This window comes from Komagataeibacter xylinus, from assembly GCF_031081985.1.
Classification (GTDB): domain Bacteria; phylum Pseudomonadota; class Alphaproteobacteria; order Acetobacterales; family Acetobacteraceae; genus Komagataeibacter; species Komagataeibacter xylinus_E.
This window is the reverse complement of the sequence record NZ_JARWSK010000003.1, coordinates 125,521-150,602: the sequence shown is the minus strand read 5'-3', so window position 1 is coordinate 150,602 and position 25,082 is coordinate 125,521. Positions and strand designations below refer to the sequence as shown.

Genomic DNA, 25,082 nt, shown 5'->3' with positions numbered 1-25,082 from the left:
GCGCTGGTGCGCAGGCTTCGCCCGATCTGATGGTTGGTGCCCGATCTATGTTCAAAGCGAATTTTCCTGCCTTCCCCTCTGCCCCGCGCAGCGCTGATGCGCCCGCCGCCGCGACCGCGCCCGGCCTGGCCGGCCTGCCGCGATGGGACCTGTCGGACCTGTATGCCGGGCCGGATGCCCCGGAACTTGCCACCGACCTCGATCAGGCCGAGGCCGATGCGCAGGCCTTCAGCAATGCATGGCAGGGCAGGCTTGCCAGCCTGCCGGGGGCGGAACTGGCGCAGGCCATTGCCGAATACCAGCGCATTGACGAGGTGCTGGGCCGCGCAGGCTCATACGCCCAGCTCCTGTTCGCGGCCAATACGTCGGATTCCGGCGTGGCGCGGTTCGCGCAGTCGATCAATGAGCGGCTGACGACCATCTCCACGCATCTGCTGTTCTTCACGCTCGAGATCAACCGCATTGATGATGCGACGCTTTCCGCCCAGATGAGTGATGCGGCGCTGGCGCACTGGGCGCCTTTCCTGCGCGACTTGCGGGTGTTCCGGCCCTATCAGCTTTCCGATGAGGTCGAGGCGGTCCTGCACGAGAAGTCGGTCACGGGTGCTGCCGCATGGAACCGCCTGTTTGACGAGACGATGGCCGGCCTGCGCGTGCGCCTGGGTGGCGAGCAGGTCACGCTGGGCAATGCGCTTGATTCAATGTCCAGCCCCGACCGCAGGCAGCGGGCTACAGCGGCAAGTGCCATTGGCGATGAGCTGAGCCGCAACGTGAAGCTGTTCTCGCTCATTACCAACACGCTGGCCAAGGACAAGGCCATCATGGACGGGCTGCGCCACTACCCGCGCCCCACCTCGGCACGCAACTGTGCCAACATGGTGGAAGACGAGGTGGTGGACGCGCTGGTGCAGGCCGTGACCGAGGCCTATCCCCGCCTGTCGCACCGCTACTATGCGCTCAAGGCCAAGTGGCTCGGCCTTGGAAAGCTGGAATACTGGGACCGCAACGCCCCCCTGACCACGCAGGATGAACCGCTGATCCCGTGGGCGGATGCAACAAGGCAGGTGCTCGGCGCCTATGAAGGCTTCGACCCGCGCATGGGGGAAGTGGCCAAACAGTTCTTCGACCATGCATGGATCGATGCGCCGCCCGTGCCCGGCAAGGCCTCAGGCGCGTTTGCCCACCCCACGGTGCCCTCGGTTCACCCCTACCTGCTGCTCAACTATCGTGGCCGCACGCGCGATGTGATGACGCTGGCGCATGAACTCGGCCACGGCGTGCATCAGGTGCTGGCGGGCAGGCAGGGCTACCTCATGTCCAGCACGCCGCTCACCCTGGCCGAGACCGCCAGCGTGTTTGGCGAGATGCTGACCTTCCGCGCCCTGCTCGATGCCCAGACCGACCCCGCCCGGCGCAGGCTGATGCTGGCCGCCAAGGTGGAGGACATGCTCAACACCGTGGTGCGCCAGATCGCGTTCTACCGTTTCGAGACACTGGTGCATGAGGAACGCAGGCGTGGCGAACTGCTGCCCGCGCGCATTGGCGAGATCTGGCGCCAGACCCAGGCCGAGAGCCTTGGCCCGGCTTTCAACTTCACGCCAGATTATGATGTGTACTGGACATATGTTCCGCATTTCATCCATTCACCATTCTATGTGTACGCCTATGCCTTTGGCGATTGCCTGGTAAACGCGCTATACGGGGTGTTCCGGTCCGGGCACCCTGGTTTTCAGGACAAGTATCTCGACATGCTCAAGGCTGGTGGAACCCTGCGGCATCGCGAACTCCTGGCCCCCTTCGGGCTGGATGCGGCCGATCCGGGGTTCTGGCAGAAGGGGCTGGATGTGATCGCCGGATTTATAGATGAACTGGAGCGTGTCTGACGTGGCGGATGAACGGAACCTCGATAATACCGGCCTGTTTGGTGAATTCCGCCGCATGGTGCGCACCTCGGGCACGGTGGGCGGCATTGCCGCGCGCATTGCGGGGCACAAGATGGGCTTCCGCTCCAATCAGAACGTACATGCCGAGGACCTGAAAAGCGTGCTCGGCGGGCTGAAGGGCCCGTTGATGAAGGGCGCGCAGCTTCTCTCCACCATTCCCGGCGCCCTGCCCGAGGAATATGCCAAGGAACTGGCCCAGCTCCAGGCCAATGCGCCGCCAATGGGCTGGACCTTCGTGCGCCGCCGCATGGCCGCCGAACTCGGCCCGAACTGGGAGCGCAACTTCCGCTCGTTCGACCGCACGGCCGCGGCGGCAGCAAGCCTTGGGCAGGTGCATCGCGCAGTACTGCCCGACGGGCGGCAGGTGGCCTGCAAGCTGCAATACCCGGACATGAAATCGACCGTCGAGTCCGACCTGCGCCAGTTCCGCATGGCCGTGGGCCTGTTTTACCGCCTCGACAGCACCATCTGCCAAGATGACGTGCTCGAGGAACTGCAGGACCGCCTGTACGAGGAACTCGACTACCAGCGCGAGGCCGCGAACATGCGGCTGTACCGCATCATGATGGCGGACTGGCCCGACGTGACCATTCCCGAACCGATCGACAGCCTGTGCACGGGCCGCCTGCTGACCATGGAATGGGTCAATGGCCAGGGCATGCAGAAGGTGCTCGACGCCAACCCCACGCAGGAGCAGCGCAACAGCATGGCGCGCGCCCTGTTCCGCGCATGGTACGCGCCGCTGTACCGCTATGGCGTGATCCATGGCGACCCGCACATGGGCAACTTCACCATACGCGATGATTACGGCATCAACCTGCTCGACTTTGGCGCCATCCGCATTTTCCGCCCGCGTTTCGTCCAGGGCATCATCGACCTGCACAAGGCGATCGAGACGGATGACGAGGATCTGGCCATGCACGCCTACGAGGCATGGGGCTTTGCCAACCTGTCGCGCGATACGGTGCGGGTGCTCAATGACTGGGCGCGCTTCATCTACGGTCCGCTGCTCGATGACCGTGAGCGCTTCATTCAGGAAGATAACGACCCGCAATATGGCCGCGCCGTGGCCGAGAAGGTCTATAACGGCCTCAAGCGCACCGGCGGCGTGCAGCCGCCACGTGAATTCGTGCTGGTTGACCGCTCTGCCGTGGGGCTGGGCAGCGTGTTCCTGCGGCTGAAGGCCAAGGTGAACTGGCATGCGCTGTTTCAGGAGCTTGCGGGCGACTTCAGCGAGGCGGCCCTCGCCACCCGCCAGGCCGAGGCCCTGCGCGCCGCCCGCGTGCCGCCGCCGCTTGGCGCGCAGCATTAAGGGGGGCGGCGGGACGCAACCGGCCATGGCCCTTGCGGCAGGGCCGGTGACGCCCCACTTGGTGTAGCCATGGCAACAGCATCACGCAAAAAGAAGAAAACGACCGACATCGACCCCGCCGACATGCCGGTCACCTTCCAGCCCGAGCGGCAGGCGGCCAAGCCCAAGGTCAACAAATTCAGGGTCCATTCGCCCTATGAGCCTGCGGGCGACCAGCCCACGGCCATCGCCGAACTCGTGGCAGGCGTGGAGGCGGGCGAGCGCGACCAGGTTCTGCTTGGCGTGACGGGGTCGGGCAAGACCTTCACCATGGCCAAGATCATCGAGGCCACGCAGAAGCCCACCCTCGTGCTGGCGCCCAACAAGACGCTCGCCGCCCAGCTCTATGCCGAGATGAAGCAGTTCTTCCCGGACAACGCGGTCGAGTATTTCGTCAGCTACTACGATTACTACCAGCCCGAGGCCTATGTGCCCCGCTCGGACACGTATATCGAAAAAGACAGCCAGATCAACGAGCAGATCGACCGCATGCGCCATGCCGCAACCCAGGCGCTGCTCGAGCGCAACGATGTCATCATCGTGGCCTCGGTCTCGTGCATCTACGGTATCGGCTCGGTCGAGACCTATTCGCGCATGGTGGTCAAGCTCGAGGTTGGCGGCGAGATCGCGCGTGACAAGCTGATCAAGGCGCTCGTTGAACTGCAGTACCGCCGCAACGATGCCGCCTTCCAGCGCGGCACCTTCCGCGTGCGGGGCGAGACGATCGATGTCTTTCCCGTGCAGAACGAGGACCGCGCCTGGCGCATCAGCCTGTTTGGCGACGAGATTGACGAGATCAGCGAATTCGACCCGCTGACCGGCGAGAAGACCAGCGACCTCGAATCCATCAGCATCTACGCCAACAGCCATTACGTCACCCCGCGCCCCACGCTCACGCAGGCCATGACCGGCATAAAGCAGGAACTGCGCGACACGCTGGCCACCTTCACGGCGGAGGGTAAACTGCTCGAGGCCGAGCGCCTGCAGCAGCGCACCACGTTCGACCTCGAGATGATCGAGACCACCGGCGTGTGCAAGGGCATCGAGAACTATTCACGCTACCTGTCGGGCCGCGCACCGGGCGAGCCGCCGCCCACCCTGTTTGAATACCTGCCCGAGGATGCGCTGCTGATCGTGGATGAAAGCCACGTGACCGTGCCGCAGATTGGCGGCATGGAGCGCGGTGACCATGCACGCAAGTCCGTGCTGGCCGAATTCGGCTTCCGCCTGCCCTCCTGCCTCGACAACCGCCCGCTCACCTTTGCGGAATGGGACAAATTCCGCCCGCAGAGCCTGTTTGTCAGCGCCACTCCCGGCCCGTGGGAGATGCGCCGCACAGAGGGCGTGTTTGCCGAGCAGGTCATCCGCCCCACCGGGCTGATCGACCCCATCACCATTGTCCGCCCGGTCGAACACCAGGTGGATGACCTGCTGGCCGAATGCCGTGAGACCATTGCCAATGGCGGGCGCGTGCTGGTCACCACCCTGACCAAGCGCATGGCCGAGGACCTGACCGAATACATGAACGAGGCGGGCATCCGCGTGCGCTACCTGCATTCGGATGTGGATACGCTCGAGCGCATCGAGATCATCCGCGACCTGCGGCTGGGCGCGTTTGACGTGCTGATCGGCATCAACCTTCTGCGTGAGGGACTGGACATTCCCGAGTGCTCGCTCGTCGCCATCCTCGATGCCGACAAGGAAGGCTTCCTGCGCTCGCGCACCTCGCTCATCCAGACCATTGGCCGCGCCGCGCGCAACGTCGATGGCCGCGTGCTGCTCTATGCCGACAAGATGACCGACAGCCTGGCCTACGCCATCGAGGAGACCGCGCGGCGGCGCGAAAAGCAGAGCCTGTGGAACGAGGAGCACGGCATCACCCCGCAATCGGTGCGCAAGCATATCGGCGAGGCCATCTCCTCCGTGTTCGAGCAGGATTATGTCACGGTGGCCCCCACGGCGGATGGCAGCGTGCAGGAAATGGTGGGCAAGGACTACAAGGCCGCCATTGCTGACCTGGAAAAGAAGATGCGCGACGCCTCGGCGGAGCTGGAATTCGAGACCGCCGCCCGCCTGCGTGATGAAATCCGCAGGCTTGAGGCGCTCGAACTCGGCATGGAGCCACCACCGCTGCCGCAGTCGAGCGCAGGCATGCCGGGCACCAGCCCCAAGGCCATTGCCCGGCGCAACCGTGGCCCCGTGCCGCTCGGGCCGGGCGGCGGGGGGTATGACCCCGATCAGGCGAAGGGAAGGGGAAAGCGCCGTGGGCGATAGGGCCATGCCCCCATGCGCGGGGCAGCATGAACGCGAGATGTCCGCAACCCTGGAACTCCAGGCCGGCGCCGCCCGCCTTGGCCTGCTGCCCGACATGGGCGGCAGCATCGCCTTCTGGCGCAGCGGCACGATGGATTTCCTGCGCCCGGTGGCTGACCCCCACCTTGTGGCCCAGCATGGCCGGGCTGTTGCGGGGTATCCGCTCGTGCCGTTTTCCAACCGGGTGGCGGGCGACCAGTTCCGTTTTGAGGGGGGGGATTATCACCTCACCCCCAATTTTGGCGGCGAGAACTGCGCCATTCATGGCAATGGCTGGCAGCATCGCTGGCGGATCGCCATGCTGTCGGACAGTAGCGCCACGCTCTCGCTCGACTACGCCCCCCTTGGCCCACGCGGAGGGGAATGGCCGTTCAGCTACCGCGCCCAGCTGCGTTATGACCTGCGCGAGGCCGGGCTTTCGATCGGCATCCTGATCGAGAACACCGATACCCGCAGCCAGCCCGTGGGCATGGGGTTCCACCCCTATTTTCCCCGCCATGCCGGGCTCCGGGTGGGGTTTGCGGCCAGCAGCGTATGGACCAGCGCGCCCGATCACCTGCCGCTGCTGCGCATCCCGGCGGAGGGGCAGTGGTCGTTCGCCCAGATGCGTGACGTGGGGGATGTGGCCATTGACAACTGTTATGCGGGCTGGTCGGGCAGCGCCTTCCTGCGCTGGCCGCGCGAGGGTTATGCCCTCACACTCGAGGGCAGCCCCGAACTGCGCCATCTCGTGCTGTTTACGCCGCCCGGCAAGCCCTATATCGGGCTGGAGCCGGTCAGCAACATGAATGATGGCTTCAACCGCATGGCCATTGCCGATAGTGGCGTGCGCGTGCTGGCGCCCGGCCAGAAAATGGAAGGGCATATCCGCATGACGGTGGCGCGATGCTGAAAACCCGTGCCGCCACAAAGGATGGCAGGCCCGCGACCGGCGGCCTGTCCTGCTACATCACGCCCGCGGGCATCGAGGCCATGCGGCGTGAACTCAATGCCCTTTTGCGCGATGAACGGCCAAAAATCGTTGAAATCGTATCATGGGCGGCGGGCAATGGCGACCGCTCGGAAAATGGCGACTACCAGTACGGCAAGCGCCGCCTGCGCGAGATCGACCGCCGCATCCGCTTCCTCACCAAGCGCATCGATAATGCCATCATCGTCGATCCCGCCGCCCAGCCACAGCGCGACCGGGTGTTTTTTGGCGCGACCGTGACCTATGTCACTGAACGCGATGAGGAACGGACCGTTACCATCCTCGGCGTGGACGAGGCGGATATGGCCGCAGGCCAGGTCAGCCTTGTCTCGCCCGTGGCGCGCGCGCTCATGCGCGCGGGCGTGGGCGATGAGGTGAAGCTGGTCACCCCGCGCGGGGAGGAAATGATCGAGGTGCTCGCCATTGCTTATCCGCCTTTACCCTGAAAGGGGGGCTGGCCGTGGGGCAGAAGGCATATTATGACATTTGGCTGCCGGTGGTTGCCTTTCGTTACCATCGGCTCGAACCGGACCTGTTCCGCGCGGAGAAACTGATCCCATGTCACGCCCCCTGAAGGTTGCCGTCCAGATGGACCCGCTTGGCGCCATCGACATCAATGGCGATTCAACATTTGCCATGATGCTCGAGGCGCAGGCCAGGGGCTATGAGCTGTTTGTCTATCAGGTCGAGGCGCTGAGCCTGAGCGAGGGGCGGGCCAGCCCGCAGGGCCACCGCACGGATCGCGTCACCGCCCGCGCCCGCCCGGTTACGGTGCAGCGCAAGGTGGGCGGGCACGCCACCTTCGGTCCCGAGCAGGTGATCGACCTTGCGGGCATGGACGTGATCCTGATGCGCCAGGACCCGCCATTCGATATGGCCTATATTACCGCCACCCATATCCTTGAGCATATCCACGGCATTGGCCCTGACCGCGCGCTGGTGGTGAACAACCCCGCCGCCGTGCGCAACGCGCCCGAGAAGATCCTGGTCACGCATTACCCCGACCTCATGCCCCCCACGCTGGTGACATGGGATGTGAAGGCGATACTGGAATTCCGCGCGAAATGGCGCGACATCATTGTCAAGCCGCTGTTTGGCAACGGGGGAGCGGGCGTATTCCGCATCCGCGAGGATGACCCCAACCTCAACGCCCTGCTGGAAATGCACTTCGCCCGCTCGCGTGAGCCACTGATGATCCAGCGCTACGAACCCGCCGTGCGCAAGGGTGACAAGCGCATCATCCTCGTTGATGGCAAGCCCGTGGGTGCGATCGACCGCATCCCCGCCGAGGGCGAGACGCGCTCGAACATGCATGTGGGCGGCAAACCCGTGCGGGCGGAACTGACCGCACGCGACCGCGAGATCTGCAACGCCATCGGCCCGATGCTGCGCGAGCAGGGGCTGATCTTTGTGGGAATTGACGTGATCGGGGAATGGTTGACCGAGATCAATGTCACATCCCCCACCGGCCTGCAGGAAATTGACCGTTTTGACGGCATCAATACCGCTGGCCTGATATGGGATGCGATCACATCCCGTCTGGTCGCGGGCGGCGTGAACGCGTAGAGATTGAACCGGTGTTCATGGCAGGCACGGTGGTCGTGGCTGTGGCGCCCTGTGGCGTGACACCGGATAGGGATTACAGGCAGTTGCGCGGGCCGTGTGGCGCGTGGGCAGGTCAGGTGGAATTGTAATGCAGCACGATGGGACGGATTTGATCATGGCAGACGCAGCACGGAAGGGGGCTGGCCATGCCCTTTTCCACGGCCACGACAAGGGAGCAGCCCGATGAGCGATGTCCTGCCCAATGAAGCCGCCGAGACGGTTGTGGATATTCCGTCCCCCCGCGCTGCGATGGATGCAAATGCGGTCAAGGCCGCGTACCGGCGCTGGGCTGGTGTGTATGACGCGCTGTTTGGCAGCATTTCCACCTTTGGCCGCAAGCGCGCGGTCGAGGCGGTGAACACGCTGCCCGGCAGCAGGGTGCTGGAAGTGGGCGTGGGCACCGGCTTGGCCCTGCCCTATTACCGGGCTGACAAGCGCATTACCGGCATCGACCTGTCGGGTGACATGCTCGAGCGCGCCCGCCAGCGCGTTGCCCGCATGCGGCTTGCCAATGTCGATGCCCTGCTGGAAATGGATGCCGAGGCCACCGGCTTCGAGGATGGCGCATTCGATATCGCGGTAGCCATGTTCGTGGCCTCGGTGGTGCCGCACCCGCGCGCGCTGCTGGCCGAACTCAAGCGCGTGGTCAGGCCGGGCGGCCATATCCTGTTCGTCAACCACTTCCTTGCCGAAGGCGGGGTCAGGCTTGCGGTCGAGCGCGGCATGGCGCGGGCCTCGCACTCGCTGGGCTGGCATCCTGATTTTGCCATTGAATCCCTGCTGCCGCCCGCCGACCTGCGCCGCGCAACGCTGCAGCCGGTGCCGCCTGCGGGGCTGTTCACCCTCGTAACGCTCGATCGTGAGGCGGATGACTGCGCCAGCCCGATGGTGGCCTGAGCCACACCGGCACAGCCCTGCCCCAGCGGCAGGGCTGAAATGACAATTGCGCGACCACACAGGCGGCCCACAGGGTCGTTTTTGTGTATAAGTCGCGGTATATGATGAAATCATGGTAACGATTGGCCATGCCATAAGCGGCGCATGGCAGCAGGGAGTACATCGTATGCCCACAGGCACACAGTTCGGGGCGGATGCGGTGCAGGATGCGGGGACCTGTCGCTACAGGACCATCGGCATGCTGTATCTCGTCATGGCCATTGTGGCGGGCCTTGTGGGCGGATTGCTGGCGGTGGGGCTGCAGGCGGGCCTGCTGCCCCATGCCCTGGTCGATGCCTGGGCCGGGGGCGACACCCCCAGCGCCATGGAGCGTATTGCGCAGCGCCATGGCATGATGATGGTCTTCTTCTGTGCGTTGCCTGCCCTTACGGGCGGGTTTGGCAACTGGTTCGTGCCACTTTTGCTGCGTGCCCGCGCGCTGGCGCTGCCGCGCGTGGCGCTGGCGGGGTGGGGGCTGGTTGCGGCCAGTTTCGTGGCCGTGCTGGCCGGGCTTTCGCCCGCGCTGCCCGCGCAGGTTTCGCTGCTGGCGCTGCTGGGCTGGTGCCTGGGCATGCTGATGCAGGGCATCTGCATGGTGGCGACCGTGCTGAACATGGGGCCGATGGGCCAGCGCCTGCGCGACCTGCCCCTGTTCGTGTGGGCACAGGGGCTTGCGGGCATGATGGCGGTCATGGTCATGCCGGTCATGGCAGGCGGGCTGACGCGTATCTGGCTGGCCGGTGGCGATGTTTCCGCTCATATCGATGCGCTGCTGCATGCCTTTTCCGGCCCCGAGATCGCGCTGCTGCTGCTGCCTTCCATCGGCATCGTCTCGCAGGTTGTCGAGACCTTCTGCGCCCGCCCGCTGCAGATGCCGCGCCTCGTGCTGGGTGCGCTGGTGGTCATGTCGGTGGGTGGCAGTTCCGTATGGGTGCATGACCTGCTGCATGGCGGGCTTGCGCATCTGGCGGCGCCTTCGGCTGCGGTGCAGCTCGGGCTGATCGTGGTGCCGGTGCTGGTCGTGCTGGTGGCATGGGCGCAGACGGTGCGGCTGGGCCACATGCGGGCCTCCGTGCCGATGGAATGGGCGGTTGGCTTCGTGGCCCTGCTGCTGGCAGGCTCCGTCATGTCGTTGCAGCCCGGCGGCATGGCCGATGTGCATGCCGCAACGCTGTATGCCGCCGTCTTCGCGCTGTTTGCGGGCTTCTATTACTGGATTGGCAAGATGGTGGGCCATGTGGCCCCGGTGGGTGCAAGCCGCCTGCATTTCGGGCTGACGGTGGGCGGAACCGTGCTGTCGCTGATGGCGTTCCATGGGGCGCTGGGCGTGCTGGGCGCGGTGCTGATGGGCCTGTCGGTGCTGGTGTTTGCAGGCATTGTGGTGCAGGCGGGCCTGCGCCCGGGCAGCACCCTGCCGGATAATTACTGGGGGCCGGGTGCCCGCACGGCTGAATGGCAGGTAACCTCCCCCGCGCGCGAGAAGGCATGACCATGAGCGGCACCGTAACCAACCCGGCCAGCGAGGCCGCCCTTGCCTATGATTCCAGCCGTGTCGGCACGCTGGCGCGTGACTGGCTGCTGCTGCTCAAGCCACGGGTCATCTCGCTGGTGGTGTTTACGGGTGCGGCCGGCCTGGCCATGGCGCCGGGGCCGATCAATCCGCTGGTGGCCGCTGTCAGCATCCTGTGCGTATGCATGGCCTCGGGTGCCGCGGGTGCAATCAACATGTGGTATGACCGCGACATTGATGCGGTGATGAAGCGCACCGTCACCCGCCCCATCCCTGATGGGCGGATCGCACCGGATGCAGCACTTGGCTACGGCATTGGCCTGTCGGTGGCCTCGGTCATCCTGCTATGGCTTGCCACCAATGCGCTGGCGGCGGGCATCCTGGCGTTTTCCATCTTTTTCTATGCCGTCATCTACACGATGTGGCTCAAGCGCTCGACACCGCAGAACATCGTGATCGGCGGGGCTGCGGGCGCCTTTCCGCCCATGATCGGGTGGGCTGCGGCCACGGGGTCGATGGCCATCATGCCGGTGGTCATGTTCGGCATCATCTTCCTGTGGACCCCGCCGCATTTCTGGTCGCTGTCGCTTTACGCGTGCAAGGATTACGGGCGGGCGGGCATTCCCATGCTGCCCGTGGTCAAGGGCGCGCGGCACACGCGCTGGCAGATCCTGTGGTACACCCTCATTCTCACCGCCACGTCGCTGGTGCCATCTTTCATGCACCTTGCAGGCTGGCTGTACACGGTCGTGGCCAGCGTGCTTGGCGCGGGCTTCATCCTGTGCGCCATAGGCGTGCTGCGCGACAGGCAGGATGCCAACGGGGTCAGCCTGACGGGCGATGGACCGGCACGCCGTTCCTTCCGCTATTCGCTGGCCTATCTGTTTTTCCTGTTCCTTGGCCTGCTGGCTGACCACGCCTTCATCGCCCACTGAAGCGGGCTGTTTTCACATACGGGAGATCAGGTTCATGGAGCCAGCAGTTACCGCACAGGCAACCCCGCAGCAGGAAGCACAGGAGGCGCTGCGCCGGCACAGGGGGCGGATAAAGGCCGTGGCCGTTACGCTTTCGGCGCTGGCGGTAATCCTCTACGCGCTCAGCCTCGCGCCTCTCTGATAAAAGCTTCGAAAAAAGCTGGCATGCGGGGATGGGTTTGCCGTGCGCAGCACATAAAAAAGGCCTGCATCATGCGATGCAGGCCTTTTTTCAGTAGGGCTGGCCGTCAGCGGCGCGGTGTCTGCTGAATGGCCGAGAGCAGCCAAGTGCCGTGACCTGCCGCGCGCACGAAGGTCCACAGTTCCGTCACGGTGGTGCGGTTGGAGGGATCGCCCTCGATCACGCGGCCCGTCATGTCGGTAGTGATGTCGATCATGGAATACTGCATGGCCACGGTGGCGTAGTCGGCCCCGTTTTCACGCCAGCTTTCCACCAGATCCCCCCGCTCGAAGCGCAGGTCGGACACTACATTGCGCGCCCCACGGCTGGCCAGTTCGGTCAACTGGTTGTTGAAGTAGGACACCATCTCCGGCGTGGCCATGTGGCGCATGGCGTCCACGTTCTGCTGGCTCCAGGCGGTCTGGATATTGATCAGCGCCTGCTGGAAGGCTTGGTAGTCGGCTGCCGTGATGGCCACGCCCACATTCTGCTGGCCGCCCTGTTGCGGGGCGGCGGGTCCGGTGGCGCCAAAGGGGCTTGCGACGGACCCGACAGTACCACCACCCCTATTGCTAAAACGGCGGATTGCCCACCGCACCACAAAAAAGATCAGCGCAAGCTGGATCAGCAGGCCAAGGAACCCGCCGCCGCCCATGCCCGAACTGAACATGCCATGCCCGAACACCATGCCAAACAGCCCGGCACCGATCAGCCCGCCCATGAACCCGCTCATGAACGGGTGGCGGGGCCGCGCCATGGCCATGCCCGCACCGGCGCCAAACGGTGCCCGCGCGCCATAGGCGGGCTCCTGCTGGCGTGGCGTCATGGTGCGCTGGAAAGGTGTTGCGCCAAACGGGGCGGTCTGTGAGGGGGCAGGGGCGCTGTAAGTGCGCGAGCCACGGCTGCCCATTGACATGCCGCCACCGGCGCGGGCATCCGCCACGTCGGGATGCGCCACGAGGGAGAGCATGCTCAGGGCCGCGCCAGCGGCGAGGATGATGCTTTTACGCGGCATCAGGCGCGAGGAATTCTGTTTCATCTGGGTCAGGGTATCTGCAATCCTGTATCGGAACCATCATTATCCATGCAGCCTGCATGAGATCGGGCCGCCTTTCACCAGATATAAGTAAGCCCGCGCCCCCATAACAGGGGCAACGGGCTTACAGAAACATGAAATCACGGAAAGGCAACGATCAGGCCCCGGCGATCACCATGTCATCAATGCGGATGGTCGGCGCGTTGGTGGACTGGCGGAAGGTCAGGTCATTCGCGGGCACAAGGCGGGCGAACATGTCGTTGAGGTTGCCTGCCACGGTCAGTTCGGCCACCGGCTCGGCCAGCACGCCACCGCGGATCATGAAGCCTGCGGCGCCGCGGCTGTAGTCGCCGGTAATGCCGTTGATGGCCGAGCCCATCATCTCGGTAACGTAGATGCCCTCACCAATATCGGCCATCAGTTCGGTGGGCGTGAGCGTGCCGGGCTGCATGTGCATGTTGCCCAGCGAGGGCGCGGGCGGCCCGGACGTGCCCCGGCTGGCGCAGCCATTGGGGGTAAGGCCAAGCTGCCGGGCGGAGCGGGAATCGAGCGCCCAGGTTTTCAGCACGCCATTTTCCACCAGCGTGCGGGTAGCGGTCAGCATGCCCTCGCCATCAAACGGGCGCGCGCCGGGGCCACGCACCCGCCTCGGGTCGTCAATGATGGTGATGCCCGTGGGCATGATCTGCTGGCCCATCTTCTCCTTGAGGAAGGAGGTGCCACGCGCGATGGAAATGCCGTTGATCGCACCTGACAGATGCCCGAGCAGCGAGGTGGAAATGCGCGGGTCGAGCACGATGGGCAGCCGCCCCGTGCGCGGGCGCACCGGGTCGAGGCGGGCGACCGTGCGCTCGCCCGCGCGGCGGCCGATCAGGGCGGCATCCTCGAGGTCGGCCAGATGCACGGTTGAATGGTAGTCGTAATCACGCTGCATGTGCGTGCCCGACCCCGCCACCACGCTGGCCGAGACCGAATGGCTGGTGCGGGCATAGCGGCCCGAAAAACCGGCCGATGTCATGAGGATGATGTCCGACAGGCCAAAACTGGCCGAGGCCCCGTTGCTGTTCGACACGCCAGCCACAGCAAGGGCCGCTTCCTCCGCCGTGCGGGCGCGGGCCATGAGGTCGGTGGTGGTGGGGGTGGCGGGGTCGAACAGGTCGAGGCCCGCCGCATCGACAAAACCGTGCTGCGCCTGTTCGCACAGCCCGGCAAAACGGTCCTCGGGCACTACGCGGGCCATGGCTACCGCGCGGGCGGCCAGCGTGTCGAAGCGCTCGGGATCAAGTGCCGTGGCCGAGACGATGGCCGCGCGCTGGCCCACGAACACCCGTAGGCCCAGGTCGCATGTCTCGGAGCGTTCGAGGTCTTCCGTGCAGCCATTGCGCACCTGCACGCCATGGGCCACGCGGTTGACGTATATGGCATCCGCCGCATCGGCCCCCGCCGCGCGGGCGCGGGTGATGAGGGCTGCGATCAGGTCAAGGGGATTGGCGCTCATGCTGCGAGCGCTCCCGTAATGCTGTCGAGCGAGGGCAGGTGGCTGACTGGCCCGAGCGAGGCCAGGGTGGGCCTGCCACTGAAGATGCGGGTTGCGACACGCTGCACGTCTTCAATGCTCACGGCGTCGATCTTTCCCACGGTCTCGCGGGTCGGGATCAGGCGGCCAAACACCTGAAGCTGGCGGGCAAGCTGCTCGCAGCGGCTGCCCGTGCTTTCGAGCGACATGAGCAGCGAGGATTTGAGCTGGGCGCGTGCCCGCGCAAGCTCGCTGGCATTGACCGTGTGGCGCACCTTGCGCAGTTCCTCAAGCGTGACCGGAACCAGATCGGCCACCTGGGCCTCGCCCGTGCCGGCATAGATGCCGAACAGCCCGCCCTGGCGGAATGGCGCGTTGAAGGAATAGACCGAATAGACCAGCCCGCGCTTTTCACGGATCTCCTGGAACAGGCGCGAGGACATGCCACCACCGAGCAGCGTGGAGAGCAGCAGGGCGGGGTAATAATCCGGGTCGCCATACGGCATGGAGGGAAAGCCGAGCACGATATGCGCCTGATCGAGTTCACGCTCCTGCACGAACGACCCGCCTACGTAGTTCACGCCCGGCTGCGGGGGCACGGTGCCGGTGGGCAGGTCGGCGAAGTGCTTTTGCACCAGATCGACCACGCGGGCATGCTCAAGGTTGCCCGCCGCCGCCACGATGGTGTTGCCCGCCCGGTAATGGGTGCCCATGTAGTTGACCAGCGTTTCGCGCGCCATGGACTCGATGCCCGCTTCCCTGCCCAGCGTGGGGCGGCCCATCGGCTGGTCGGGGAAAGCGGTTTCCTGAAAATGGTCGAACACGATGTCATCCGGCGTGTCGTTGGCCTGGCCGATTTCCTGCAGGATCACGCCGCGTTCGCGCTCGAGTTCATCGGGTGCGAGGCTGCTATGGGTCAGGATATCGCCGATGATGTCGGCGCCCAGATCAAGGTTTTCCTTGAGCAGCTTGACGTAATAGGCCGTGTGCTCGCGCGCGGTGTAGGCGTTGATGTGGCCGCCCACATTCTCGATTTCCTCCGCAATGCCCACGGCGGTGCGGGTGCCCGTGCCCTTGAAGGCCATATGCTCGAGAAAATGGGAAACCCCGTTTTCCGCCGCGCTCTCGTTACAGGTGCCCGCGGCGACATACGCCCCGAGCGAGATGGTTTCCACCCTGTCCATCCGTTCGGTCACGATGGTCAGGCCGGAGTCCAGTCGGGTCACATTGATCAGGTCGGTCATGCTGGTCCTGCGGGCGGCGTGGCGCCTTGGCGCCAGCAACCCCTTGTTTACGTAAGATGGATGGGGGGAAAGGCTCAGGGCGCGTTGGTCAGCACCGCCGCACGCACCTTGTCCTCGATCACGCCCAGATCGGCGGGCACCACGGTGTAGCGCTCGGGCCGGTCATACAGGTCGGCAAGCGAGTCGGGCAGGGCCGGGCGGATGCCCGTGGCCTTCGCCATCGCATCGGGGAACTTGGCCGGGTGCGCGGTGGACATGGCCACCATGGGAATGCCCGGCTCACGGAAGGCGCGGCCAGCCGCAATGCCGATGGCGGTGTGCGGGTCGGCCAGGTAGTGGCTGCGCGTATTGAGCGTGCGGATTTCGGCCGCCGTCGCGTCATCATCGAGCGCCATGCCGTGGAACAGGGCATTGGCACGGTCCCATACGGGGGTTGCAACCTTCATCACGCCGGTCTTGCGGAAATCGGTCATGATGCGCGTGCAGGCTGCGGCGTCGCGGTCGAGCAGTTCGAACAGCAGGCGCTCGAAGTTGGAAGACACCTGAATATCCATCGAGGGCGACAGGCTGGGCACCACGCCGTGGATGCTCATGTCATTCTCGTTGAGGAAGCGGCTCAGGATATCGTTGCGGTTGGAGCCCACGCACAGCGCGCGGATGGGCAGGCCCATGCGGCGGGCCACCCAGGCGGCCAGCACGTTGCCGAAATTGCCGGTGGGCACCGCGAACGACACCTCGCGGTCGGGCGCGCCAAGGGCGAGGGCGGCATAGACGTAATAGGGCACCTGGGCTGCAATGCGCGCCCAGTTGATGGAGTTGACCGCCGAGAGGTTCATGTCCGTGCGGAAGGGCTGGTCGGCGAACATGGCCTTGACCAGGTCCTGGCAGTCATCAAACGTGCCCTTGACTGCAAGGTTGGTCACGTTGGGTTCCAGCACGGTGGTCATCTGCCGGCGCTGCACCTCCGATGTACGGCCCTCGGGGTGCAGGATCACCACGCGCAGGCGCTCGCGGCCCCGGCAGGCCTCGATGGCGGCCGAGCCGGTATCACCCGAGGTCGCACCCACGATGGTCACCTTCTGGTCGCGTTCGGTCAGCACGTGGTCGAACAGGCGGCCAAGCAGCTGCATGGCCATGTCCTTGAAGGCCAGCGTGGGGCCGTGGAACAGTTCCTGCACGAACAGCCCGTCTTCCACCTGTGTCAGCGGCACGATGGCGGGGTGATCGAATCGGGCATAGGCCTCGCGGCACAGCTTGAGCAGCACGTCGTGCGTAATCGAGCCTTCGGCGAAGGGGGCGATGATCCGGGCCGCAAGCTCCGGGTAGGGCAGGCCACGCAGGCTGCGCCAGTCATCGACCGAAAGCTCGGGCCAGCTTTCCGGCAGGTACAGGCCACCGTCCTCTGCCAGCCCCGCCAGCAGAACGGACGAAAAATCGCGGACGGGGGCTTGCCCCCGGGTAGAAATATAGCGCATGGCGCCATCATAATCCCAACCGCCCCCCGCGCGAAGGGGGCGCGGGACCGGCATGGGCGATTCCGCTGGCGGTGTGTCAGAATTTCGGCGGGGGCAGCTGGCCTACATTGATGCGGTAGATATGCACCGGCCACTGTATGGCATTGGTGCCGCCATTGAGCGGGGCCGTGCGGTCAAGCTGGGCGGCGGGCACGTAAAGCTGGCCGTCCTTCGTGACAAAGGAACCCCCGGGCCAGTGCAGGCGCGGGTCGGTCACGATTTTCTGGTACACCCGGTCGGGCATGAGGCGGAAGATGCTGCTGGTGGAGACATCATTGAAATACAGCGTGCCATCCGGCCCCACGGTAATGCCACCGAGCGGGGGTGTCTTGTACCACAGCGTCGGCCCTTCCTCGAGTTCGATGGGGGTGACGTCGGGGTCGACGAGCAGGTCGGTGTCGAGCTTGTAGACCGGGCCACAGAGCGGCTCGAAATACAACCACTGCCCATCGGCGCTGATATCCATCTGGCTGATATTGACAATGGCGGTGTGGCCTGCGGGGTTGGTCGCCACCTTGCCCTCCACCGTAATGGGCTGGTGGGCGGTCAGCGCAGGCGTATGCTCCATCAGGCGACGCTGGATGTTGGTGTCGAGCTGGACTACGATCATGGCCGGAACCCCGCCATCGCCTACAAAGGCATGGCCACGCGCCACCCGCATGGTGGCGGCATAGCTGCCTGGGCGCAGCATGTCGGGGTTGAGCGGCCAGGTCTGGAGCACGCGCTGGCCCTTTGTATCGAGCTTTACGATCTTGGGGCCGCCTTCGAGCGGCCTGCCAGCCGGGTCGGGCTGGCCGCTGTCAAGCACCCATAGCGTGCCATCGGGCTGGAGCTGCATGTCGGCCGGGGCCACAAAGCGCGAGGAGGCCGGGGCGGCGGGGTCGTTCCATGTGGCATCGGGGTAGGGCTGTGGGTTGCCACTGGCATCAAGCACGGCAAGCCCCGGCCCGCTATTGCCCGCCCAGCGTGGCAGTTCAACGAGCAGCCTGCCATCGGGCAGCACCACCACGCGGTCCCATGCGCTGGTGGAGGAGGATGCAACCTCCTCAAGTGCCGCGGGCGGGTTGAGCGGCGGCGCGGGCTTGGCGGCGTGGGCGGCAGGCAGCATGGCCAGCAGGCTGGCGCCGCAGGCAAGGAGAAGGCCCGCAGGGCGCAGGCGGCGGAAGGCTGTAGGGATCATGGCGTGCATCGCGCCTTATCTCGTCACGAACGGGGGCGAATGGCAAGGGCATGATGCGGCATGCCCGCCCTGACCTGATGCGTGCCGAGAAAGCCAGATAAAGTTTTTGGTGAAGCTTTTTTCAAAAAGCTTTGAAAGATGCCGCCTTTTTAAAAAAGGCGGCACCCAAAACTTTTATGCATTCAAGGGGTCAAACCTGCGCGCAGTAACGCTGCCGCAGATGGCGCAGATACGGCCCGGTATTGGGCACCGCCCCGGTGGCATCGCGCACGATCTCCTTTGTGCTCGCCCCGCTGCCACGGGCATGGATGCGCGGGCGCAGCCAGTCGAGCAGGGGCGTGAAGTCGCCTTTCGCGATGGCAGGCATGATGGCGGGGTTGTCGCGCATGGCGGCCTCGCGCAACTGCGCTGCAATGATCGCGCCCAGCGTATAGGTGGGGAAATACCCCCACGAGCCAGACGGCCAGTGAATATCCTGCAGGCAGCCCAGACGGTCATTGGGCACTTTCAGGCCCAGCAGGTCATGGATGCGGGCATTGAAGGCTTCGGGCAGGTCGGCCAGCTTCATCGTGCCCGCGATCAGCGCGGTTTCCATCTCGTAACGCACGAGGATATGGGCGGGATAGGTGACCTCATCGGCATCCACGCGGATGAAGCCGGGCCGCACGCGGGTGACAAGGCGGTGCAGGTTATCCGCCTCCCATGTCGCATCATTACCGCTGCCGCCAAAGGCGGCACGCAGGCGCGGGGCCATCCAGTCCATGAAGGGGCGGCTGCGGGCCACCTGCATTTCCATCAGCAGGGACTGGCTTTCATGCAGGCTCATGCCGCGCGCCTCGCCCACGGGCTGGGCGCGCCAGTCTTTCGGCAGGCCCTGCTCATACAGGGCATGGCCGGTTTCATGCACGATGCCCATCAGCGCATTGATGCAGTCATCAGTCTCGTAACGGGTGGTGATGCGCACGTCATCCTCCGCCCCGCCACAAAACGGGTGCAGGCTGACATCAAGCCGCCCGCGCTGCATGTCAAAGCCCAGGGCGGCCATGGTCTCGCGACCCAGTTTCTCCTGCGCGGGCACGGCGAACGGGCCGGTGGGGGCAATGGGCGCGGGCAGGCTTTTCTGGTGGTCCAGCGCGGTGGCGATCAGGTGGGGCAGTTCGCTGGCCAGTTCGGCAAAGACGGGGTCGATATCCGCCTGCCTTGTGCCTGCATCATACTGGTCAAGCAGCGCGTCATAGGGGGAAAGGTTCAGGGCCTCGGCCTTGGCGGCGGCAACGGCGCGGGTGCAGTCCAGCACGGTTTGCAGGTGGGGCAGGAGCCCGGCGAAATCGCTGTCCTGCCGCGCGGTGCGCCAGGCCATCTCGCAGCGCGAGGCCGCGCGGGATGTGGCCTCCACCAGGTCACCGGGCACGGCGGCGGCGTGCGCGTGCTGGCGGCGCATCTCGGCGAGGTTGGCCGTGGCCATGGCGTCCTTGCCGGGTTCGGCGCGGGCGAGCAGGTCGGGCATGTCGGGTGCGGTCATGAGCTCGTGCGAGAGCACGGCAAGGGTGGCGATGCTCTCGGCGCGGCTTTCGGCGGCGCCTGCGGGCATCATGGTGTCCTTGTCCCACCCCAGTATGCCGAGCGCGTTGCGGATCTGCCCCATGCGGGCAAAACGCTGGTGCAGGATGTCATAGGCCTGCTGCCCGGTGGGGCGGGACGGGATGTTCATGCGCACTCCTGCGTAAAAATCATGCCCACCAGTCTGTAAGACATAAGAAAGTTTTTGGTGAAGCTTTTTTCCAAAAGCTTTGGAAAATGCCGCCCGGCGTTCAGTTATCGCCTGCAAACCATTCCTTAACTGCCCGCCCTGTATGCAAACCAGTCCTGCCAGCAATCAAGGGAAAGCGCATGCCATGAACGCGATCACGGGCCGGGCCGGGCTGCTCGCACGCGGGCAGGTGGCGCTGCGGGCAGGCGACATGGCGGGTGCCCGCGCCTGTTTTGCCACCATGCTGGGGTTCTGGCCTGATGACCCTGACGCCCTGCATGGCCTTGCCTGTATTGCGCTGGCGCTTGGCCGGGCGGATCGCGCCATAAGCCTTGCCGGGCGGGCGCGGTTGGTCGCGCCGCCGGATCATCCCCATCTGGCCCATTATCATGAGGTGCTGGCCCGCGCATTGCTGGCCTGCGGGCACCGTGAGGCCGCGCGGGCCGCGATCCGGGCCGCCTGCCTGTGCCGCCCCGATGATGGCGCGATCACGCTGGCGCTGGCCGAGATCATGGAACGCACGGGCGATTTGGCGGCAGCGGAAGCGGCCCATGCGCGGGCGGTCATGTTGAGCAGCGTGGCAGCGCGGGTGGCGCAGGCGCGTTTCTGGTGGCGGCGCGGGCGGGGGGAGGCCGCGCTGGCGCAGATGCGCCACGTGGCGGGCAATGCCCCTCATGATGGCGTAGCGGTGCATGAACTGGTGGGCATGCTGCTCGCCCACGGCCACAGGGACGAGGCCGAAACCGTGCTGCGCCAGCGGTTGGCCCATGACGGAGGTGACGGGCAGGCGCGCGCCACCCTTGGCGCCTTGCTCTTTGCCACGGGCCGCCTGCGCCCGGCGGCCACCATGCTGCGCGCGGCCCTGCGCCATGATCCTGCGCCTGAGAGTGCAAACAATCTGGGCCTGACCCTGATGGCGCTGGGCGATATGGCGCAGGCGCGGGCCGTGCTGGCCAATGCCTGCCGCTCACAGCCGGATGATGCCCGCATTGCCCTCAACCATGCCACCGCTTTGTTTGAGTCCGGGCAGCACGCTCAGGCCCGCGCGGCCTATGAAGCCCTGCTGGCCCGTAGCCCCGCGCCCGATGCGGCAACGCTGGCCCGCGCGCGGTTCAACCTTGGCGTGACACGGTTGGCCGAAGGCGATCTGGTGCAGGGCTGGGCGCTGTGGGAATCCCGCCACCGCTTCATGCCGCCGCACCCCGCCGCGCAGCGTCTGCCACGCTGGCAGGGGCAGGCGCTGCCTTCAGGGCGCAGGCTGCTGGTCACGATGGGGCAGGGGCTGGGTGATGCGGTGCATTTCCTGCGCTATGTGCTGCCTGCGGCAAGGCGCGTGCCGGTCGTGCTTGAAGTGCCGCCCGCCCTGCACCGGCTGGCGGCAACGCTGGGGCAGGCTGCGGGTGACAGGGCATTGCACCACATTGAAATTATCACCCCTGATAAAAATGATTATCAGGGAATGGCCTGCCAGTGCGACCTGTTCAGCCTGCCCATGCTTTTGGGCGTGCATGCGGTGGCGCCGTTCCGGCCCTATCTGGGGCAGGAGGCGTGGCGGCAGAAAAACCATGTTGGTCCGTTGCGGGTCGGGCTGTGCCATGCGGGCAATGCCGCCTATCGTTTTGATTCACGGCGCTCGATCGCGGCTGAGGCACTGGCCGCGCTGGGGCAGGTTGAGGGGGTCACGTTCATTGCCCTGCGCCCAGGCCGCAACCCGGCGCTGGACCCGGCTTTCATGCAGCACGAACTGGCAGAGGACGCGGACCTGCTTGAAACATCCCGCCTGATTGCCACGCTGGATCTGGTGATCAGCGTCGATACGCTGGCCGCCCATCTGGCTGGGGCTATGGGCTGCCCGGTCTGGCTGCTCAGCCGTTTCGGGGGGGACTGGAGGTGGGCAGGGGCATTTGATGCGGATCGGGCGGCGGGCCTTTGCCCGCCGGTTTGCGGGCCCGGTGCGAGCAGCCCGGCTCCGGGCAGCCGGTGGTATGACAGCGTGCGCGTGCTACGCCAGCCCGCCCTGCAACCGCCCGAGCGGGCATGGCAACCCGTGATTGCTGGCCTCGTGACTGCCCTGCAGGGCTGGGTCAGGCAGCGCAGGCGGTTAGATGGTGATGGATTCGAGCTCGGATGAGCGGCGCTGGGCTGCGGCTTCCGCCTCCTGCAGGCCCGACAGCAGGGCGGCGCGCAGGGTGTCGAGGCGGCTCTTGTCGGTAATTTTCAGCCCGAACAGATCCTTGACGTAAAACACGTCCACCGCCCGCACGCCATAGGTGGTGATGTGGGCGGAGGCGATCTGGAGTTTCTGCTCGCTCAGCGCCGCCGTGACATCATGCAGCAGGCCGGGGCGGTCGCGCCCGTTGATCTCGACCACCGTGCAGGTGTTTGACGCGCGATTGTCGATCACCACGCGCGGCGGCACATGGATCGCGCGCATGCGCCGCCCCGATACCCTGCGCCCGCACTGCGCAATCTCGCGGTTGATGTTGATCTGCCCGGTCATCGCCTGCTCGATCAGCAGCGACAGGCGGGCGAGTTGCTGCGGTTCCTCAAAGGCCGCGCCGCCTGCATCCTGAATCCACAGCGTATCGAGCGCCATGCCGTTGGTCATGGTGTGAATGCGCGCATCCACGATCGAGGCGCCGGCAATGGCCACCGCACCCGCAATGCGCGAGAACAGGCCCGGATGGTCGGCGGCGTAGATGGTCACCTCGGTCACGCCGCGCGCGGGCAGGGGCTGGGTCTCGACCGTAAGGGGGGAGTGCAGGCGCTCGGATTCGCCAATCAGCAGGGCATGGCGGGCATGGGTGTCATGATCGAAGGACAGCCAGTAACTGCCGTAGCCCAGCCCCATGAAGTGCTGCACGTCGGTCTCGTTCATGCCGTCTTCCACCAGCCACGCGGCGGTGGCGGCCTTGGCGCGCTCCACGCGCACGTCGCGCTCGGTGGTGGCAAGGCTGCCTTCCAGCACCTCGGCCACGCGCATGTAAAGTTCGTTGAGCAGCGTCGCCTTCCATGCGTTCCACACGCGCGGGCCAACCGCGCGCATGTCCACGATGGTGAGCAGAAGCAGCAGCCGCAGCCGCTCGGGGGACTGGATGATGTCGGCGAGGTCAAGGATGGTCTTGGGGTCGTCGATATCGCGCTGGAAGGCGGTGTGGCTGAGCAGCAGGTGGTGCAGCACCAGCCACGACACGGTTTCCGTCTCCTCGCTGTCCATGCCCAGTTCGGGGCAGACATACAGCGCGATCTGCGAGCCGATTTCAGAATGGTCGCCCCCGCGCCCCTTGGCGATGTCATGCAGCATGACCGCCACGTACAGCGCCCGGCGTGAATGCAGGTTGCGCGCCAGGTCGTAGGCAATGGGAATTTCATCGGCCATGTGGCCATGCTCGACCCGGCCAAGGATGCGCAGCGCGTCGATGATGTGCTCGTCAACCGTAAACACATGGTAGGTGTCGAACTGCATCTGCCCCACCACGCGCGACCAGTCGGGCAGCAGGCGGCCCATCAGCCCGGTCTCGTTGAGGATATGCAGCCAGTAGGCATTCCCCTTGCGCCGCCCCTCATCCATCAGGTGAAAGCTGGGGATGGCCTCGTGCTTTTCCTCTTCCGCACGTGCTGCGCGCTGCGGGCGCTCGGGTGGCGTGCCACACATCAGGTCAAGGAAGATGCGCGCGGTCTCGGGGTCGCCGCGCAGGCTGGCGGCCTTGCGCTCCCAGCGGATGAGCTGGTGCATGGCCATGGGGTGGATCGGCAGCTTGCGCTTGTTGGCCCAGTCCAGCAGCCGCATCATCTGGATGGGTTCATTCTCGAACGATGTGCCACGCTGGGGCAGGATGCGGCCATCAATCACGGTAAAGCCCGCATCGCGCATCTGGCTGTCGGCTTCGGGCGCGTTGGCCACGGGGCCGAGGGCCTGGCGCAGCACGGCGGGCTCGAGCACCAGTGTCAGGCGCATGACCTCGCGCACGGTCAGGAAGTAGTGGCGCATGAAGCGCTCCACGCCCACCTGCCGTCCGTGGCGCGTATAGCCCATGCGGCCGCCCACCACGGGCTGCACGTCGAATGTCAGGCGCTCTTCCGCGCGGCCTGATACGTAATGCAGGTGAAAGCGCACCCGCCACAGGAAGTCCCACGCGCGGCGGGCGCGCTTGGCCTCGGGCTCGGTCAGCAGGCCAAGCTCGCTGAAGCCGGGTGCCAGCAGATCGGACACATGCCGCGTACCAAAGGTGTAGCGGCACATCCAGTACAGCGTCTGGAGGTCGCGCAGGCCGCCGCGGCCTTCCTTCACGTTGGGTTCGACCAGGTAGGGGCTGTCACCAAAGCGCTGGTGGCGCGCGGCGCGCTCGCGGCGCTTGTCGGTAATGAAGCGGTCGGCGCCGGATTTGACGCAGGCCACGATGTAGCGGGCCTGGAACATGGAAAACAGCGATTCGCTGCCGGTCAGGATGCGGGCATCAAGCAGGGTGGTGCGCACCGTGGTGTCGGCTTCCGCCTCGGCAATACACTCATTGATGGTGCGGGTGGCATGCCCCACCTTCAGCCCCAGATCCCACAGGAAATACAGGATGTATTCCACGCAGGCGCGCATGTCCTCGCCCTGCGCATCGGGGGTGAGGAACAAAAGGTCGATATCGCTGAACGGGGCGAGCAGTCCGCGCCCGTAGCCGCCGGTCGCCGCGATGGCGAACGGGGCCTCATGGTGCGAATCGATGCCGGTCTGCGCCATGGCGTAGGCGCCGAGCACACGAATCATGCCATCGGTATAGGCCGCGAGCAGCTTGCCCGCCTCAGCGCCCCCAAGGCGATGATGCTCGAATTCCTCGCGCACATGCGCCTGGTAGCGCGACAGGTGGCGGCGGAACAGCCTGATCGCCTCCTCACGCGGTGGCAGGGCGCGCGTGCCGTCCTGCTCCCCCGTGGGGAACAGGGCGGCATGGAGGGCGTCGGTCATCGCCTCGACGGAGGAGGCGGGAAGGGGGGCAGCGTTCGACATCGTGGGCGGATGGCGTCCTGTAAGTGGCGAGAATGATCCAGTCCGGGAGTGTGCCGCCCTTGG

Annotated in this window: 18 protein-coding genes; 11 read left to right on the top strand and 7 right to left on the bottom strand. The window is 65.7% G+C overall.

All coding sequences use genetic code 11. From position 1 onward, the window contains the following. The first annotated feature begins 29 nt into the window (after positions 1-29). The 10 genes from QEG70_RS06855 (at position 30) to QEG70_RS06810 (ending at position 11,744) form a co-directional block, all read left to right on the top strand. Positions 30-1,883, top strand: a complete 1,854-nt coding sequence (locus QEG70_RS06855) for a M3 family oligoendopeptidase (RefSeq protein WP_374762559.1) — start codon at positions 30-32, stop codon at positions 1,881-1,883. Next, positions 1,864-3,255: an ABC1 kinase family protein gene (locus QEG70_RS06850; protein ID WP_308719989.1), complete on the top strand. Its 1,392-nt coding sequence runs from the start codon at positions 1,864-1,866 to the stop codon at positions 3,253-3,255. The genes QEG70_RS06855 and QEG70_RS06850 overlap by 20 nt, the downstream gene beginning before the upstream one ends. A gap of 69 nt (positions 3,256-3,324) precedes the next feature. Continuing rightward, positions 3,325-5,568 (top strand): excinuclease ABC subunit UvrB, encoded by a 2,244-nt coding sequence (gene uvrB, locus QEG70_RS06845; protein WP_308719988.1) that lies wholly within the window; start codon positions 3,325-3,327, stop codon positions 5,566-5,568. A 37-nt stretch (positions 5,569-5,605) separates the two neighbouring features. Then, positions 5,606-6,499: an aldose 1-epimerase gene (locus QEG70_RS06840; protein ID WP_308719987.1), complete on the top strand. Its 894-nt coding sequence runs from the start codon at positions 5,606-5,608 to the stop codon at positions 6,497-6,499. After that, positions 6,493-7,023, top strand: coding sequence for a transcription elongation factor GreB (greB, locus tag QEG70_RS06835; protein ID WP_308719986.1), 531 nt, complete (start codon positions 6,493-6,495; stop codon positions 7,021-7,023). The genes QEG70_RS06840 and greB overlap by 7 nt, the downstream gene beginning before the upstream one ends. 112 nt (positions 7,024-7,135) lie before the next feature. Then, entirely contained in the window at positions 7,136-8,143 is a 1,008-nt protein-coding gene (gene gshB, locus QEG70_RS06830; protein ID WP_308719985.1) for a glutathione synthase, read from the top strand. A 222-nt stretch (positions 8,144-8,365) separates the two neighbouring features. Continuing rightward, positions 8,366-9,079: a class I SAM-dependent methyltransferase gene (locus QEG70_RS06825; RefSeq protein ID WP_308719984.1), complete on the top strand. Its 714-nt coding sequence runs from the start codon at positions 8,366-8,368 to the stop codon at positions 9,077-9,079. 166 nt (positions 9,080-9,245) lie between these two features. Continuing rightward, entirely contained in the window at positions 9,246-10,607 is a 1,362-nt protein-coding gene (locus QEG70_RS06820; RefSeq protein WP_308719983.1) for a cbb3-type cytochrome c oxidase subunit I, read from the top strand. Positions 10,608-10,609: 2 nt separating this feature from the next. Continuing rightward, positions 10,610-11,563 carry a heme o synthase gene (locus QEG70_RS06815; RefSeq protein ID WP_308719982.1) on the top strand — a complete coding sequence of 318 codons (954 nt, stop codon included), beginning with the start codon at positions 10,610-10,612 and terminating at the stop codon, positions 11,561-11,563. Positions 11,564-11,597: 34 nt separating this feature from the next. Continuing rightward, positions 11,598-11,744, top strand: a complete 147-nt coding sequence (locus tag QEG70_RS06810; protein WP_308719981.1) for a hypothetical protein — start codon at positions 11,598-11,600, stop codon at positions 11,742-11,744. Positions 11,745-11,850: 106 nt separating this feature from the next. On the opposite strand, the gene QEG70_RS06805 is transcribed toward QEG70_RS06810, so the two are convergent. The 6 genes from QEG70_RS06805 to QEG70_RS06780 all read right to left on the bottom strand — a co-directional run bounded on the left by QEG70_RS06805 (position 11,851) and on the right by QEG70_RS06780 (position 19,984). Then, positions 11,851-12,822, bottom strand: a complete 972-nt coding sequence (locus QEG70_RS06805; RefSeq protein ID WP_308719980.1) for a Tim44 domain-containing protein — start codon at positions 12,820-12,822, stop codon at positions 11,851-11,853. A 154-nt stretch (positions 12,823-12,976) separates the two neighbouring features. Continuing rightward, positions 12,977-14,317: a TldD/PmbA family protein gene (locus tag QEG70_RS06800; RefSeq protein ID WP_308719979.1), complete on the bottom strand. Its 1,341-nt coding sequence runs from the start codon at positions 14,315-14,317 to the stop codon at positions 12,977-12,979. After that, complete coding sequence (locus QEG70_RS06795; RefSeq protein WP_308719978.1) at positions 14,314-15,579, bottom strand: M16 family metallopeptidase; 1,266 nt, start codon at positions 15,577-15,579, stop codon at positions 14,314-14,316. Before QEG70_RS06795 ends, QEG70_RS06800 begins: the two co-directional genes overlap by 4 nt. A 74-nt stretch (positions 15,580-15,653) precedes the next feature. Beyond that, the gene (gene thrC, locus QEG70_RS06790; protein ID WP_308720212.1) at positions 15,654-17,054 is read right to left on the bottom strand and encodes a threonine synthase; all 1,401 of its coding nucleotides are present in this window, start codon (positions 17,052-17,054) and stop codon (positions 15,654-15,656) included. A gap of 76 nt (positions 17,055-17,130) precedes the next feature. Continuing rightward, positions 17,131-18,273, bottom strand: a complete 1,143-nt coding sequence (locus tag QEG70_RS06785) for an L-dopachrome tautomerase-related protein (protein ID WP_308719977.1) — start codon at positions 18,271-18,273, stop codon at positions 17,131-17,133. 190 nt (positions 18,274-18,463) lie between these two features. After that, complete coding sequence (locus tag QEG70_RS06780) at positions 18,464-19,984, bottom strand: carboxypeptidase M32 (RefSeq protein ID WP_308719976.1); 1,521 nt, start codon at positions 19,982-19,984, stop codon at positions 18,464-18,466. A gap of 184 nt (positions 19,985-20,168) precedes the next feature. Here QEG70_RS06780 and QEG70_RS06775 point away from each other — a divergent pair, with 184 nt between their 5' ends. Beyond that, positions 20,169-22,154 (top strand): tetratricopeptide repeat protein, encoded by a 1,986-nt coding sequence (locus tag QEG70_RS06775; RefSeq protein WP_308719975.1) that lies wholly within the window; start codon positions 20,169-20,171, stop codon positions 22,152-22,154. Here QEG70_RS06775 and QEG70_RS06770 read toward each other — a convergent pair. After that, entirely contained in the window at positions 22,125-25,019 is a 2,895-nt protein-coding gene (locus QEG70_RS06770; protein WP_308719974.1) for a [protein-PII] uridylyltransferase, read from the bottom strand. The two genes, QEG70_RS06775 and QEG70_RS06770, sit on opposite strands and share 30 nt — an antisense overlap. Between the last annotated feature and the right edge of the window lie 63 nt (positions 25,020-25,082).